Origin of the sequence: Luteimonas yanweni, from assembly GCF_039548475.1 — a bacterium.
GTDB lineage: Bacteria > Pseudomonadota > Gammaproteobacteria > Xanthomonadales > Xanthomonadaceae > Luteimonas.
On sequence record NZ_JBCLVC010000005.1, the window covers coordinates 1 to 14,214 of the forward strand.

At 69.7% G+C, this 14,214-nt stretch carries 13 protein-coding genes; 7 read left to right on the forward strand and 6 right to left on the reverse strand.

Annotated elements, in window-relative coordinates:
* Nucleotides 1-83: 83 nt before the first annotated feature.
* A complete protein-coding gene (locus tag WCE39_RS01495) occupies nucleotides 84-1,502 on the reverse strand; it encodes a M16 family metallopeptidase (protein WP_343274950.1) in 1,419 nt (472 codons plus the stop codon).
* A 12-nt stretch (nucleotides 1,503-1,514) separates the two neighbouring features.
* A complete protein-coding gene (locus tag WCE39_RS01500; protein ID WP_343274951.1) occupies nucleotides 1,515-2,933 on the reverse strand; it encodes a M16 family metallopeptidase in 1,419 nt (472 codons plus the stop codon).
* 140 nt (nucleotides 2,934-3,073) lie between these two features.
* Between WCE39_RS01500 and bla the strand changes: the two genes are divergently transcribed.
* Entirely contained in the window at nucleotides 3,074-3,967 is an 894-nt protein-coding gene (gene bla / locus WCE39_RS01505; protein WP_343274952.1) for a subclass B3 metallo-beta-lactamase, read from the forward strand.
* A 111-nt stretch (nucleotides 3,968-4,078) separates the two neighbouring features.
* On the opposite strand, the gene WCE39_RS01510 is transcribed toward bla, so the two are convergent.
* Nucleotides 4,079-5,443, reverse strand: coding sequence for a dicarboxylate/amino acid:cation symporter (locus tag WCE39_RS01510; RefSeq protein ID WP_343274953.1), 1,365 nt, complete (start codon nucleotides 5,441-5,443; stop codon nucleotides 4,079-4,081).
* A 151-nt stretch (nucleotides 5,444-5,594) separates the two neighbouring features.
* On the opposite strand from WCE39_RS01510, the gene WCE39_RS01515 reads away from it, so the two are divergent.
* Nucleotides 5,595-7,322, forward strand: a complete 1,728-nt coding sequence (locus WCE39_RS01515) for an alkaline phosphatase (RefSeq protein ID WP_343274970.1) — start codon at nucleotides 5,595-5,597, stop codon at nucleotides 7,320-7,322.
* A gap of 105 nt (nucleotides 7,323-7,427) precedes the next feature.
* On the opposite strand, the gene WCE39_RS01520 is transcribed toward WCE39_RS01515, so the two are convergent.
* Nucleotides 7,428-7,880 (reverse strand): CopD family protein, encoded by a 453-nt coding sequence (locus tag WCE39_RS01520; protein WP_343274954.1) that lies wholly within the window; start codon nucleotides 7,878-7,880, stop codon nucleotides 7,428-7,430.
* Between the two features lie 97 nt (nucleotides 7,881-7,977).
* On the opposite strand from WCE39_RS01520, the gene WCE39_RS01525 reads away from it, so the two are divergent.
* The 3 genes from WCE39_RS01525 to WCE39_RS01535 all read left to right on the forward strand — a co-directional run bounded on the left by WCE39_RS01525 (nucleotide 7,978) and on the right by WCE39_RS01535 (nucleotide 11,354).
* Entirely contained in the window at nucleotides 7,978-9,288 is a 1,311-nt protein-coding gene (locus WCE39_RS01525) for an MFS transporter (RefSeq protein ID WP_343274955.1), read from the forward strand.
* A gap of 31 nt (nucleotides 9,289-9,319) precedes the next feature.
* Nucleotides 9,320-9,910, forward strand: a complete 591-nt coding sequence (locus WCE39_RS01530) for a class I SAM-dependent methyltransferase (protein ID WP_343274956.1) — start codon at nucleotides 9,320-9,322, stop codon at nucleotides 9,908-9,910.
* 115 nt (nucleotides 9,911-10,025) lie between these two features.
* Entirely contained in the window at nucleotides 10,026-11,354 is a 1,329-nt protein-coding gene (locus tag WCE39_RS01535; RefSeq protein WP_343274957.1) for a polyhydroxyalkanoate depolymerase, read from the forward strand.
* Between the two features lie 17 nt (nucleotides 11,355-11,371).
* Here WCE39_RS01535 and WCE39_RS01540 read toward each other — a convergent pair whose 3' ends face one another.
* Nucleotides 11,372-12,292 (reverse strand): sensor domain-containing protein, encoded by a 921-nt coding sequence (locus WCE39_RS01540; protein WP_343274958.1) that lies wholly within the window; start codon nucleotides 12,290-12,292, stop codon nucleotides 11,372-11,374.
* Nucleotides 12,289-12,672: a PadR family transcriptional regulator gene (locus WCE39_RS01545; RefSeq protein ID WP_343274959.1), complete on the reverse strand. Its 384-nt coding sequence runs from the start codon at nucleotides 12,670-12,672 to the stop codon at nucleotides 12,289-12,291. The genes WCE39_RS01540 and WCE39_RS01545 overlap by 4 nt, the downstream gene beginning before the upstream one ends.
* A gap of 283 nt (nucleotides 12,673-12,955) precedes the next feature.
* Between WCE39_RS01545 and WCE39_RS01550 the strand changes: the two genes are divergently transcribed.
* Nucleotides 12,956-13,771, forward strand: a complete 816-nt coding sequence (locus WCE39_RS01550) for a peptidylprolyl isomerase (RefSeq protein WP_343274971.1) — start codon at nucleotides 12,956-12,958, stop codon at nucleotides 13,769-13,771.
* Nucleotides 13,772-13,901: 130 nt separating this feature from the next.
* Nucleotides 13,902-14,198, forward strand: coding sequence for a hypothetical protein (locus WCE39_RS01555; RefSeq protein ID WP_343253693.1), 297 nt, complete (start codon nucleotides 13,902-13,904; stop codon nucleotides 14,196-14,198).
* The last annotated feature ends 16 nt before the right edge of the window (nucleotides 14,199-14,214 follow it).

Sequence of the window (14,214 nt, forward strand, 5' to 3'; positions counted from 1 at the left end):
CTTTTTTTTTTCTCCTCCCCTCCTCCCTTCCTCCCCCCCCCCCCCCCCCCCCCCCCCCCCCGCTGCCGCTTCCCGCCTGACCGTCAGTCGACGGTCGTGAACTCGCCCCACTCGGCCAGCTGGCCGGACACGGCGCCGCCGTCTCCGACCACGATGATGCTCTGCCGCTCCGGGGCGAAGTACTTCGCGGCCATCGCCTGTACCTGGCCGGCATCGACCGCGCGCACTTTCGGCACGAACTCGCCGAGGTACTCCGGCGGCAGGCCCACCAGCCAGTTGCCGGCCAGGGTCGCCGCCACCGCGGCCTGCATCTGGTTGCCGATCAGGTAGCCGCCGGCGACATAGCGCTTGGTGTCGTCGAGCTCGGCCGCCGGCACGGGCTCGGTCCCGATCCGCCGGTACTCGCTGAAGAACTCCTTGAGCGACGCCCCGGTCACCTCGTTGCGTACGTCCGCCGCGCCGCTGACATAGCCGCCCCGGGCCGACGTCGACGCGCCGGCACGGGCGCCGTAGGTGTAGCCCTTCTCCTCGCGCAGGTTCTGCATCACGCGGCTGGAGAAGCTGCCGCCGAGCACCGTGCCGGCCAGCTGCAGCGGGATCGCGTCCGGATCGGTGGCGGCCACGGCCGGGCTTGCCAGGCGCAGGGTCGACTGCACGCTGCCGTCGCGCTGCAGCAGCAGCCGCTGCGGTCGCGCCTCGCGCGGCGCGGCCGGCGTCGGCGGCACGTCGGCGCCCGACGCGGTCCAGTCGCCGAACGCCTGCTCGGCGAAGCGGAACGCGTCGTCGGCATCGATCCGGCCGGCGACCACCAGCAGCGCGCGGTCGGGGTGGAAGCGGCGGGCATGCTCGCTGCGCAGGACTTCCGGCGTCACCGCCATGATCGAGGCCTCGGTCTGCTGCGTGCGCGCGTAGGGATGGTCGCCGTAGACCGCCGACAGCAGGGCACGGTTGGCGCGGAAGCCGGGCTGGGCCTCGGCGGCCTTGAGCTGCTGCAGGGCGTTGGCCTGGGCCAGCTTCACTTCGCCTTCCGGGAAGGACGGCGTGCGCGCGACCTCGGCCAGCAGCGACAGCATCGGCCCGGCGTTGGCGGCGAGCGCGTTGCCGTACACCAGCGCGCCGTCGCTGCTCACCGAGGCGCCGACGCTCCCGCCCTGGGCCTGCGCGAACTCGGCGATCTGGCGCGAATCGCGCCGCGCGGTGCCTTCGGCGAGCAGTCCCGCCAGCAGCGAGGCGAAGCCGGGCGCGTCGGCGGCATCGGCCACATAGCCGGCGTTGCGGACGGCCAGCACGTAATCGACGCGTGGAATGCCGTCGCGCGGCACCACCCAGACCTCGAGGCCGTTGCCCAGGGTCTTCCTGGCGATGTCGGGTACCGGCAGCGGCTTGTCGGCGGCGTAGGCTGGAAGGTCTTTCGGCAGGTCGGCGGCTGGACCGGCGACGGCGGCGCCGGTGGCCAGCGCGGAGACGGCCAGGGCGAGCAGCGTGTGTTTGAAGATGGTCATGGCGGTTTCTCCTCAGTCCTGGCCACGGGTGCCGGGCGTGCCGTCGTCCGCGTCGGCGTCGCTGCCGGCCGCGGCGGCCTGCAGCATCGCCTCGGGCTTGCGGTCGATGACGGTGCGGTTGTCGCGCGTCAGGTAAGTGCGGGCGACGCGCTGCACGTCGGCCGAAGTCACGTTCTCGATCCAGCCCGGGATGCGGTTGACGACATTGGCGTCGTCCCACATCAGCTGCAGCTTGGCCAGCGCGTCGGCGCGCGAAATGAACGATTCCAGGCCGTTGTACCAGTCGGCCAGCATGCGGGTCTTGACCCGCGCCAGCGTGGCGTCGTCGACGCCTTCGGCCACGACCGTCGCGATTTCCTGGTCGATCGCCGCAAGCACGGCGTCGGCGTCGGTGGTCGGCTTGTAGAGCGCGAACACGGTGAAGAGGGTCGGGCCGTCATACTCCCACTCGCTGGTCAGGCCGTAGAGCGAGTCGACGTTGAGCGCGAGCTCGCGGCCCTTGACCAGGCCCTGGTACAGCCGCGAAGCGTCGCCGTTGGCGAGCAGCGCGCCCAGCACCGCCATCGGCGCCTGGTCGGGGCTGCCGCGATCGGGCATCTTCCAGGCCGCGGCGATCGCGGGCACCTGGGCCAGCTTGTCGCCCTGCTGGATGCGCTTCTCCTGTGTGTTCAACCCTTCGCTGAAATCCGGCGCCGGCGGCGTCGGTCGCCGTGCGATATCGCCGAAGTACGTCTCGGCCAGCGCGAAGCCCTCGTCCGGCGAAATGTCGCCAGCCAGCGACAGGATCGCGTTGTTCGGGCCGTAGAAGTCGCGGTGGAAGGCCTTGACGTCATCCAGCGATGCGGCTTCCAGGTCCTCGAAGCTGCCGTAGCCGTCGTGGTTGTTCTCCCACTTGCTGAAGGCGTGCTGGCCGATGTCGATCCACATGAAGCCGCCGTAGGGCTGGTTCTGCACGTTGTTGCGGATCTCTTCCTTGACCACGTCCTGCTGGTTCGCAAGCGTCGACTCGCTGAAGTCGAGCATGCGCATGCGGTCGGCCTCGAGCCACAGGATCGGCTCGATCGCCGACGAGGGCGCGATCTCGATGTAGTTGGTGAAGTCGGCGCGGGTCGAGCCGTTGTTGCGTCCGCCGCCACCGGTGATGACGCGGTCGAACACGCCTTCGGGCGCGTTCACCGAGCCCTCGAACATGAGGTGCTCGAACAGGTGCGCGAAGCCGGTGCGGTCGCGCGGCTCGAGCCGCATGCCGATGCCATAGACCACGCTGACGCCGACCACCGGCGCACTGCGGTCCTCGGACACGACCACGGTCAGGCCGTTGTCGAGGGTTTTTGTCGCCACCGGGATGTCCCAGCGGTCGGTGTCGGCGGCGAAGGCCGGCGCCGCGATCAGCAGCGCGGACAAGCACGCGATATGCCTGGGCAGTTTCATCTGTCCCCCATCTCCCTTATGGACGAATCGCGAACATACCGCGGAAGCCGCTGCCAGTGCCCGGTCGGAAGTCATGCCCGGAACGCGTCACGGGCAGCCGGGGGATACTGCCGGACCGTCCATTGCCGCACAGGTGAACGATGTTCCTTCGCGCCCTGCCCACTGCTTCTGCCCTGGCCCTGGCCCTGGCCATCGGCCTGCCATCCCATGCCGCCCGGGCCGCCGAGCCGCCGTTGCCGCAGCTGAAGGCGTACACCGTCCACGAAAGCTGGCGCCAGCCCATCGCACCGGTGCGCATCGCCGACAGCACCTGGTACATCGGCACGGCCAACCTGAGCGCGATCCTGGTCAAGACCCCGGCCGGCGCCGTGCTGCTCGACGGCGGCATGCCGCAGGCGGCGGACATGCTGCTGCGGCACATGGCCGACCTGGGCGTGGCGCCGGGCGACCTCAAGCTGATCCTCCTCAGCCAGGCCCATGCCGACCACGTCGGCCCCCTGGCCGAGATCCGCCGCAGGACCGGGGCGCGCCTCGCCGCGAACGCCGAGTCCGCGGTGCTGCTGGCGCGCGGTGGCAGCGATGACATCCACTTCGGCGACGCCATCGTCTACCCGCCGGTGCAGGTCGACCGCCTGCTGCTGGACCACGAAGTCGTCGAACTCGGCGGCATGCGCTTCACCGCGCACTTCATGCCCGGGCACACGCCGGGCAGCACGGCCTGGACCTGGACCGATCGCGACGAGGGGCGCGAGCTGCGCATCGCCTATGCAGACAGCCTGAGTGCGCCGGACTACCAGCTGGTCGGAAACCCGCGCTACCCGCGCATCGTGGAGGACTACCGCCGCAGCTTCGGCGTGGTGCGCGCCCTGCCCTGCGACCTGCTGCTGACCCCGCACCCGGGCGCGAGCGGCCGGAACTTCGGCGATCCCGCGGCATCGAAGCCGATGGACTGCGTCGCTTACGCCGATTCCGCCGAACGCAGCTTCGAGAACCAGCTCGCTGCCGAACGCCAGGCGATCACCCCGCTCCCGTAGCCGACCACCCCGAGGGAGCAGCTACAGCTGCGGCCGGCCATGACAGCCATGCGCGCAGCCATCGCTGACGCTGTACGGGCGGGATGGTCCGCACCGGCACCTGCGCTGGCCCTACGTCTGGCGGGCGCGCTCCGGATCGGTTTTTTCTTCAGCCCGATCACCTTCCTCGACCCCGACATTGCTCGACGCCCGCTCGTACACCTCGCGGTCGAGCAGCCCGGTCTCCTTCGCCACCAGCACCGGCACCAGCACCTGTCCGGTCACGTTGGTCATGGTGCGCATCATGTCGAGGATGCGGTCGATGGCGTAGAGGATGCCGATTGCCTCCAGCGGCAGGCCCGCCGCGCTGATCACCACCGTGGCCATGATCACCGCCGTGCCCGGCACGCCGGCAGTGCCGAAGCTGCCCAGCACCGAAGCCAGTGCGATCAGGAAGTACTGGCCCGTCGAGAGCTCGATGCCCATGAACTGGGCGATGAACACCGCGCCCAGCGCCGGATAGATCGCGCCGCAGCCGTCCATCTTGATGCTCGCGCCCAGCGGCACGGCGAAGCTGGCGTAATCCTTGTTGACGCCCAGGTTGTGCGTTGCCGAGGTCAGCGACAGCGGCAGCGCGGCGAAGCTTGACGAAGCCACGAAGCCGATCTGCATCGCCGGCGCCGCGCCGCGGAAGAACTTCAGCGGGTTCAGCCCGTGCGCAAGCAGCAGGCTCGTGTAGACCACCAGGATGTGGAAGGCACAGGCCAGGTACAGCGCGATCACGAACTTGCCCAGCGGGATCAGCTGCTCGAAGCCATAGGTGCCCACCAGCGCCGCGATCAGGCCGAAGGTGCCCAGCGGCGTGGCTTCCAGCACGAAGCGGGTGACCTGGATCATCATCTCGCGCGACTCGTCCATCAGCGCGCGCAGGCGCAGGGTCTTTTCGCCCAGCCTGACCAGGGCGAAGCCGACCAGGCCGGCGAAGAAGATCACCTGCAGGATGGTGAAGTTGCTGGGGACGATGATGCGCTGCCCGTCTTCCGTGCGGCCGGCGCCCAGCGCGGCCATCGCGCGGAACGGATTCTCCGGGACGATATTGATCAGTACGTCCAGCGGACCGGGCACCTCACGCTGCTGGTAGGTCTCGGCCACCTGCAGGCTGGCCGCATCGACGCCGACGCCGGGCTTGAGCACCAGTCCGAAGGTCAGGCCAACGGCTACCGCCAGCACTGCCGTGATCGCGAACCACACGAATGTGCGTGCCGCCAGCGCGGCGATGGAGCGCTGGCCCGCCAGCGAACCCACGGCGCTGACCACCGCGAAGAACACCAGCGGGATGGCGATCATCTTGATCAGGTTGACGTAGACCGTGCCGAGCGGGCCGAACCAGGTCTCCGCCGCCGGCCCGAGCAGCCAGCCGGCAAGCGCGCCGAGCACGAAGCCAGCGGCCACCCGCTGCCAGAACGGGATCTTGAACCAGGCCTTGACGTGCTTCATCGGCATCCAGCGAAAGTTGCAGTAAGGCACCTTAGCCCATGGCCATCCCGGCGGCGATGACCGTGGCGGAACGCCGGAGTGTCATCACCGGGACGCTGGGCGCCGGCCATAATGTCCGTTCCATCGGCCGTACGAACCGCGCATGACCTCCATGACCCGCACTGCACGCCCACTCCTTCCGGCTTCCATCCGCAACCGCCTGCCCGCCATGCTGACGGTGCTGGCGGCCTGCCTCGCGACCGCCTGTGCCACGCAGCCCCGGGGAAGCGACGGCGCCGCAGCCTCCAGCGGCCCTGCGACGCCGGCATCGTTCCACGTCGACGTGCCCGCGATCAGCCGTCCCGAAGGCGAGACCGCGGCATGGTGGTATCGCAGCGGCGCCGCGCACGCGGCCGCCAACGGTGCCATGGCCGGACGCGCGAAGAACGTGATCCTGTTCGTGGGCGACGGCATGAGCCTGACCACGGTGGCCGCGGCGCGGATCTACGCCGGCCAGCTCGAAGGCGGCTCCGGCGAGGAGAACCTGCTGTCCTGGGAGCATTTCCCCGCAACCGCGTTTTCGCGCACCTACAACACCAACGCGCAGACGCCGGATTCCGCCGGCACCATGACCGCGATGGCCTCGGGCGTGAAGAGCCACATCGGCGCGATCGGCGTCAGCGCCGGTGCCATGGACGATTGCGCGGAGTCCCGCGGCAAGCGCGTGCAAAGCTGGCTGGCGCTTGCCGCCGACGCCGGCGTGGCCACGGGCATCGTCACCACCGCGCGCCTGACCCACGCCACGCCGGCGGCGATGTACGCGCATGTGCCCAACCGCAACTGGGAGAGCGATGCGTCCACTCCGGCCGAGGCCAAGGCGGCCGGCTGCACGGACATCGCCAGCCAGTTCATCGAGTTCGTGCGCGACACCGGCGGCCCGAAGGTGGTGCTGGCCGGCGGCGCGCGCGAATTCCTGCCGGCCGAAGAAGTCGTGCCCGGCGTGCGCGGCCGTCGCAAGGACGGTCGCAACCTGGTGGCCGAGTGGCAGGGTCTGAATCCGGACGGCGCCTTCGTCCACACCACCGGCCAGTTCGAGGCCGCGCGCGGTAAATCGCCGGTGCTGGGCCTGTTCGAGCCCAGCCACATGCAGTACGAGCACGACCGCGACCGCGGCCCCGAGGGCGAACCCGACATCGAGGCCATGACCCGCTTCGCGATCGAGTCGCTGTCACGCAGCGAGCGGGGCTACGTGCTGCTGGTCGAGGGCGCGCGCATCGACCACGCCAACCACGAAGGCAACGCCTACCGCGCGCTCGACGAGACCGCCGCGATGGCGCGCGCAGTGCAGGCGGCGTCGGACATGACGTCTGCGGAGGACACGTTGATCGTCGTCACCGCCGACCATTCGCACGTGCTCAGTTTCTCCGGCTACCCGCGGCGCGGCAACCCGATCCTGGGCAAGGTGCGCGAATACGGCGACGGCCCGGCCCTGGACGCACTCGGCCTGCCCTACACCACCCTCAGCTATGCGAACGGCCCCGGCTACGCGGGTGCCAGCAACGACCAGCCCGCCGGGCCCAAGCGCCACGGCCACGACCTGGAAGAAGCGCAGCCGGCCCTGGGCCGCCCCGACCTGGGCAAGGTCGACACCACGCATCCGGACTACCTGCAGGAGGCGCTGGTGCCGCTGGGCTCCGAAACCCATGGCGGCGACGACGTCGGCATCTGGGCGCGCGGCCCGGGCAGCTCCGCGTTCCGCGGCACGCTTGAGCAGAACGTCATCTACCACGTGATCGTGCAGGCGGCGCCGGCGCTGCGCGGACAGCTGTGCGCGACCGGCAGCTGTGACGCATCCGGCGTGCCGGTGGACCTTCCGAAGGTGCAGCCACCCGCGCCCTGATCCGGACGCGCGGCACGCTTGCGGAGCTACCACAGCTGCGACGGCGGGCACAAACCTGTGGGAGCGGCCAGCCGCGACTGGCCCGCACGAGCCACGACAAAAGCATCAGAACGGCTTGGCCAACACCAGCCAGACGATGACCAGCAGGATCAGCACCGGAATCTCGTTGCGGAAGCGCAGCATCTTCGTCGACGGCATCGCGCCGCCACCCGCGGCGACCTTGAGCTGGCGGCCTTCCACGATGTACATCGCGAACATGACCGCCACCAGCAGCAGCTTGGCGTGCAGCCAGCCGGTGCCGCTGCCCACCATCGTCGGGAAGTCCGGGATCACCCGGTATCCCAGCCACAGCACCGCGCCCGCCACCACCGCCAGCGCGAACATCACGTGCCCGAAGCGGTACAGCCGGCGACCCATCAGCAGCAGGCGTTCGCGCACCGCCGGATTGCCGCCGTCTTCCACGATGTTGATCAGGATGCGCGGCAGGTAGAACGCCGCGGCCACCCAGGCCATCACGAACACGATGTGCAGCGACTTGATCCAGATGTAACTCTGCATTGCCGATGGTTCCTTGCATGGTCGAAATCAGCGCGAAGGATCGCACGTCCGAGGTACGGACCCACCCATTGCCCCCTGCTTGCAGCACACTTGCGAAGTGACCACGTCCCTCAAGCTTTACCACCGGCTGGTCAAGGCGGACCGTTCCGGCCAGGACGCGTCCGCGCGGCAGGCCATCGCGCGTAACGCGCTGCGCCAGGTGGCCGCGAACTCGCTGCAGGAGATCGGCGACCAGATCGTCAACGCCAAGACGGTGCTGCCGTGGCTGTTCGCCTCGCTTGGCGTGCCGACGGTGCTGATCGGCCTGCTCGTGCCGATCCGCGAGTCCGGCTCCATGCTTCCGCAGGCGGCGCTGACGCCCTGGATCCGGCGCCTGCGCCAGCGGCGTTCGGCATGGGTGGCAGGGTCCGCCGGACAGGCCGTCGCCACGGCGGCGATGGCGTTTGCGGCGGCCACGCTGGGCGGCGTGACGGCGGGCCTCGTGATCCTCGCTGCGCTCGCGGGCTTCGCCCTGGCGCGCTCACTGTGCTCGCTGGCCGGCAAGGACGTCATGGGCCGCACCGTGCCCAAGGGCGAACGCGGCCAGGTCTCCGGCATCAGCACCATGGTCTCGGGAGCCGTGGCGATCACGCTCGGCCTGGGCATCCGGTGGGTCGGGGGCGGCGACATCCAGCCAATGCTGGTGGCCACGCTCCTGGGTGCGGCGGCGCTGGCCTGGGTACTGGCGGCAGCGGTGTTCTCCGGGATCGTGGAAGCGGAACCGGACGGCGACGAAGCGGACAGGCCTCCGCGGAACCGGGGTTCCGGATGGCTGCGTGCCTCCTGGCGCCTGCTGGCCGACGATGCGCCGTTCCGCCGCTTCGTGCTGGCACGGACGCTGCTGCTGGTTTCCGCGCTCAGTCCGCCTTTCGTCGTCGCCCTGGCGGCCTCCGCAGGCGACGTGGGCCTGGGTGGACTGGGACCGTTCGTCATCGCCCAGGGCCTGGCCAGCCTGATCGGCGGCAGGGGTTTCGGGCGGCTGGCGGATCGCTCCTCCAGGCAGCTGATGGTGGTGGGTGCCGCGTTCGCATCGCTGGTGGTGCTGCTGTTCCTCGGCGCGCTGGCGATCCCGGGCATGCGCGGCCAATGGTGGCTGTATCCCGTGGTCTACCTGCTGCTGGCGCTGACCCATACCGGAGTACGCGTGGCGCGCAAGACCTATGTTGTCGACATGGCCGAAGGCGACCTTCGCACCGCTTACGTGGCCGTGGCCAACACGGCCATGGGTGCGCTGCTGCTCGTGGTCGGCGGCGTGTCCGGCGCACTGGCGAGCCTGGGGACGGAAGTGGCGCTGGGCTTCCTGGCCCTGCTGGGGCTGGCCGGCGTGCTGGTGGCACGCAACCTGCCGGAGGTCAGCCGGCACGGGTGACAATGGCGGGCCCGCCCCTTGGACCCCGTGCATGGAAAAGCGTTACGACCAGGACTATTTCGACCGCTGGTACCGCCGCGGCGGCATCGGCGGACGGCAGCGGCTGGCGCGCAAGGTGGCGCTGGCGGTCGCCACGGCGGAGTACCACCTCGAACGACCGCTGCGTACCGTGCTCGACATCGGCTGCGGCGAAGGCGCCTGGCGCGCACCGCTGCTGAAGCTGCGTCCCGACGCGCACTACATCGGCTTCGACAGCAGCACGTACGCGGTGGAACGCCACGGCGCGCGCCGCAACCTGCACCACGCCCGCTTCGCCGACTTCGCCGAGCTGCGCCCCTGCCCGCCGGCGGACCTGCTGGTGTGCAGCGACGTGCTGCACTACCTGCAGGCGCGCGAGATCGGCCGGGGCCTGCCGGGCCTGGCGGAGCTCTGCGGCGGCGTGGCCTTCCTCGAGACCTTTGCCCGCGAGGATGCGGCCGAAGGTGACGAGGACGGCTTCATCGGCCGCCCCGGTGCGTTCTATCGCAGGCGTTTCGAAGGCGTGGGATTCCGCGCCCTCGGTTCGCATTGCTGGCTCTCACCGGCGCTGGCGCCCGGGGCGACCGCGCTCGAACTGGCCTGAAACCGGCGGCCGGGGCCCCTGAACAGACCCCGCGGGACCATGACCAATGGACACCTGTCGCCCACAAGCCGCTGCGTTATGCTGCAGCGCGTCAGGAACAGGGACCCCACCGCCAATGATGTACCAGCTGCACGAATTCAACCGCACCCTGCTTGCCCCGTTCACCGAACTGGCGCAGGCCAACGCGAAGATCTTCGGCACCGACGGCACATGGCTGTCCTCGGTCCCCGGCGCCGGCCGCCTGGCCGCGGGCAACGAGCTCCTGCACCGCATCGGCAAGGACTACGAGAAGCCGCCCTTCGCCATCCATCAGGTGGTCAAGGACGGCCATGACGTGCCGGTGGTGGAAAAGGTCGCGCTCGACAAGCCCTTCTGCCGCCTGCTGCGCTTCAAGCGCTACACCGACGATGCGCGGAACATCCTCGGCATGAAGGACCAGCCCACCGTGCTGGTGGTCGCGCCGCTGTCCGGCCACCACGCCACCCTGCTGCGCGACACCGTGCGCACGCTCCTGCCCGACCACAAGGTCTACATCACCGACTGGGTCGACGCGCGCATGGTGCCGAAGGAAGACGGCACGTTCACGCTGGATGACTACGTCGCCTACATCCAGGAATTCATCCGCCACATCGGCGCCGAGCGCCTGCACGTGATGAGCGTCTGCCAGCCGACCGTGCCGGTGCTGGCCGCGGTCTCGCTGATGGCCTCGCGCGGGGAAAAGCTGCCGCGGTCGATGGTGATGATGGGCGGCCCGATCGACACCCGCGAGTCGCCGACCGCGGTCAACAACCTGGCGGCGAAGAAGCCGCTGTCGTGGTTCGAGAACAACGTCATCCACGTCGTACCGCAGAACTACCCCGGACACGGCCGTCGCGTGTACCCGGGCTTCCTGCAGCACACAGGCTTCGTGGCGATGAATCCCGAGCGCCATTTCATGTCGCACTGGGATTTCTACCAGGACCTGGTCAAGGGCGATCAGGAAGACGCGCAGTCACACCGCAAGTTCTACGACGAGTACAACGCGGTGCTCGACATGCCCGCCGAGTACTACCTCGACACCATCCGCGTGGCCTTCCAGGAGCACCTGCTGCCGCGCGGCGAGTGGGACGTGGCCGGTGAACGCGTCGACCCGTCGGCGATCAAGGGCTGCGCGCTGATGACCATCGAAGGCGAGCTGGACGACATTTCCGGCCTGGGCCAGACCCGCGCCGCGCACGATCTGTGTGCCGGCATCGCCGACGCGGATCGCGAACACCTGACCGTGGAAGGCGCCGGCCACTACGGCATCTTCAGCGGCCGCCGCTGGCGCACCCAGGTGTATCCGCAGGTGCGCGCATTCTTCGCCAGCCATGACGCGGCACCGGCCAGGGAGGCCGCAGCGCTGAAGCGCCCCGCACCGGCACGTGCCACCAAGGCGACACGCACCGGCGCGAAGCGCCGCTGAAGCGCGGGGCCGACCGCTCAGGAATACTGGGCGGTCTTCACCAGCAGGTGCTTGGCCAGCAGCCCGTGGCCGCGGCCGATGGCACGCGCCAGGTGCAGGGTGGCGAACAGCAGCAGCACGCCGCCGACCAGCATCGGCAGCAGTCCCCAGCCCTCCACCGGCACGCCGTCGAAGCCGAAAAGCACCACGTTGTTGCTCTCCAGCCAAGCGTCGCCGATGCCGGTCCACGACGCGATCGGCGCGAGCACGAAGCTGATCCCGATCGCCAGCAGGGTCGTGGCCAGGGTGAAATAGATGATGCCCAGCGGCAGCATCAGCAGCATGTACAGCATCGTGCTCCAGGTCCGCAGGTCGGTGAACATGTCGCCGATGCGCTGCCAGATGCTGCGCCCGCGCACCGTGTACAGCGGCCGCCGCGGCATGCGTTCGCCAAGCATCACTTCCACGATCCGCCCTTCGACCAGCGACAGCACCCGCACCGAGCCGAAGAACAGGATCAGCAGCGGAATGCCGACGATCGTGATCGACAGCCCCAGCGTGGTCGAGAAGCCGGCCACCACCCAGGTGAAATAGAAGATGCCGGTGGCCAGCGCCAGCACCATGTAGAACAGCGACGCGTAGGTGCGCGGATCCGCGACCACGCCGAAGAACCGGCCAGCCGCCGACGTGCGCCGGGGCGGCGCCGGCGCACGCAGCGCGGTCTGCACCGTCACTTCGGTGTCGCGGTAGATGTCCGCGACCTCGGATGGTGCGCCGTAACTCGACGCGACCGCGGCGATGACCTCGGCCTCCGACCGGCCGGGGTTCTCGGCAAGCTCGGAGCGCAGGTATTCCTCGGCGTCGTACAGCGCGTCCTGGATCATCGCCGGGTCGGCGCCGGCCAGGGCGCGTCGCAGCTGGTCGAGGTACTCGGGAATGGTGTGCGGCAGGCTGTTCATCGCGGGGTCCCCTCCAGGACGGTGTCGACGGAATCGCGGGTCGCGCGCCAGGCGGCGGCCCATTCGCGCAGGGCGGCCTGCCCTGCCTCGGTCATGCGGTAGTAGCGCCGCGGCGGCCCCGATTCCGAGGGCCCGGCGTGGCTGGACAGCAATCCGGTTGCCTCCAGGTTGCGCAGCACCGGGTACAGCGCGCTCTGCTTGCCGCTGAGCACGCCCTCGCCGAAGCGCTCGAGGGTCTTGGCGATCTGGTAGCCGTACATCGGCTCACTGGCGCGGGACAGCACCGCCAGCAGCGCCAATGCCACCACGCCCGAGCTCAGCTCGCGCTGGAACTTGCGCAGGGCAGCTTCGACGTCCGGCAGGGGCAGTGGTTCGACCATGGAAGCGACTCTAGTACGAACTTCCATATAGTGAATGTGCCGATAGTCAGGACCCCGAGTGGATGGGCAACAATCGCGGCAACCCGACTGGAGTCACGCCGTGCATCGAAGCCACCGCATTCGCCCCCTGGCCCTGCTTGCCGCCCTGTTTTGCAGCGCTGCCGCGTCCTCCGGCTCCGACCCGGCCAGCGAACCGGCCAACGTCGGCACAGCCGCTCCGGCCGCTGGATCCGCCACGGCACAGGTCGAAAGCCAGGCGCAACGCCCCGGGACAACGCAGGAACTGCTCGATGCCTCGCTGCCGAGCGACTGGCGGCGCCCGGATCCCGCGAACACCCTGTACATGGAGCTTGCCGGCGGCCGCGTGGTGATCGAACTCGCACCCGACTTCGCGCCGGAGCACGTCGCCAACATCCGCACCCTGGCGAAGGAAGGCTTCTGGGACGGCCTGACGATCTACCGCTCGCAGGACAACTTCGTGGTCCAGTTCGGCGACATCACCGATGAGGGCGGGGTCCCGAAGCCGATCGGTGGTGCGAAGGCGGCATTGCCTGCGGAGTTCTCGCGCCAGAGCGAAGGCCTCGCCTTCCACCCCCTGCCAGACCCCGACGGCTGGGCGCCGGAGACCGGCTTCGCCGCCGGCTTCCCCGCCGCGCGCGATCCGGCTGGAGGCCAGGCGTGGATGGCGCACTGCTACGGCACGCTCGGCGCCGGCCGCGACATGGCCGCCGATTCCAGCAACGGCACCGAACTCTACGTGGTCATCGGCCAGGCCCCGCGCCAACTCGACCGCAACATCACCCAGGTCGGCCGGGTGCTGCTGGGCATGGAGCTGCTGAGCGTGGTGCCGCGCGGCACCGGCCCGCTCGGCTTCCACGAAGAAGCAGCACAGCGCATGCCGATCAAGGCGGTGCGCCTGGCGTCCGAAGTCCCTGCGGCCGAACGCACCGAGCTCCAGGTGCTGCGCACCGACACACCGCTGTTCGACGCCGTTGTCGAGTCGCGCCGGAACCGCCGCGACGACTGGTACCTGAAGCCGGCCGGCCACATCGACCTGTGCAACATCACCGTGCCGGTGCGCACGCCGCCGGCGACCTGAGCGGGGCGCCCACCCGGCACGTCCGTGGCGGCGTGCCCGGTGCATGGCCCGTCACGCGGCCTTGGCCCGCGGCTTCCTAGCCTGCAGTCCCGGCCCCCCACGGCCACCGACCCCCAGAGGATCCCCCGCGATGGCCCTGCTCAGAATCCGCCTCACCGGCAGCGACGACACCACCCGCGCTGTCATCAACCTGCTGCAGAGCCTTGACGGAATCGAGCACGTCGAAGAGATCGACGATCTGATGCCCCAGCTCGACGACGCCGACTCGAGTTCGGCCGGCCTGAGCGACGTCGGTGGACCACAGGGACATACGATCGAAATCGACGCCCCCAATCCGTCGACCGCGCGCCGCGTGCGCGAAGCGGTCGAAGCGCTGGCGTTCGACCTCGACGCACTGGTCGAGTTCGAGGAAGAAGACGAGGACTGAATCCGGCAGGATCGCC

Bases quoted from the DNA above. Each gene is read 5' to 3' on its own strand.
- WCE39_RS01495 (WP_343274950.1), bottom strand. From the start codon at position 1,502: ATGACCATCTTCAAACACACGCTGCTCGCCCTGGCCGTCTCCGCGCTG.
- WCE39_RS01500 (WP_343274951.1), bottom strand. From the start codon at position 2,933: ATGAAACTGCCCAGGCATATCGCGTGCTTGTCCGCGCTGCTGATCGCG.
- bla (WP_343274952.1), top strand. From the start codon at position 3,074: ATGTTCCTTCGCGCCCTGCCCACTGCTTCTGCCCTGGCCCTGGCCCTG.
- WCE39_RS01510 (WP_343274953.1), bottom strand. From the start codon at position 5,443: ATGAAGCACGTCAAGGCCTGGTTCAAGATCCCGTTCTGGCAGCGGGTG.
- WCE39_RS01515 (WP_343274970.1), top strand. From the start codon at position 5,595: ATGACCCGCACTGCACGCCCACTCCTTCCGGCTTCCATCCGCAACCGC.
- WCE39_RS01520 (WP_343274954.1), bottom strand. From the start codon at position 7,880: ATGCAGAGTTACATCTGGATCAAGTCGCTGCACATCGTGTTCGTGATG.
- WCE39_RS01530 (WP_343274956.1), top strand. From the start codon at position 9,320: ATGGAAAAGCGTTACGACCAGGACTATTTCGACCGCTGGTACCGCCGC.
- WCE39_RS01535 (WP_343274957.1), top strand. From the start codon at position 10,026: ATGATGTACCAGCTGCACGAATTCAACCGCACCCTGCTTGCCCCGTTC.
- WCE39_RS01540 (WP_343274958.1), bottom strand. From the start codon at position 12,292: ATGAACAGCCTGCCGCACACCATTCCCGAGTACCTCGACCAGCTGCGA.
- WCE39_RS01545 (WP_343274959.1), bottom strand. From the start codon at position 12,672: ATGGTCGAACCACTGCCCCTGCCGGACGTCGAAGCTGCCCTGCGCAAG.
- WCE39_RS01555 (WP_343253693.1), top strand. From the start codon at position 13,902: ATGGCCCTGCTCAGAATCCGCCTCACCGGCAGCGACGACACCACCCGC.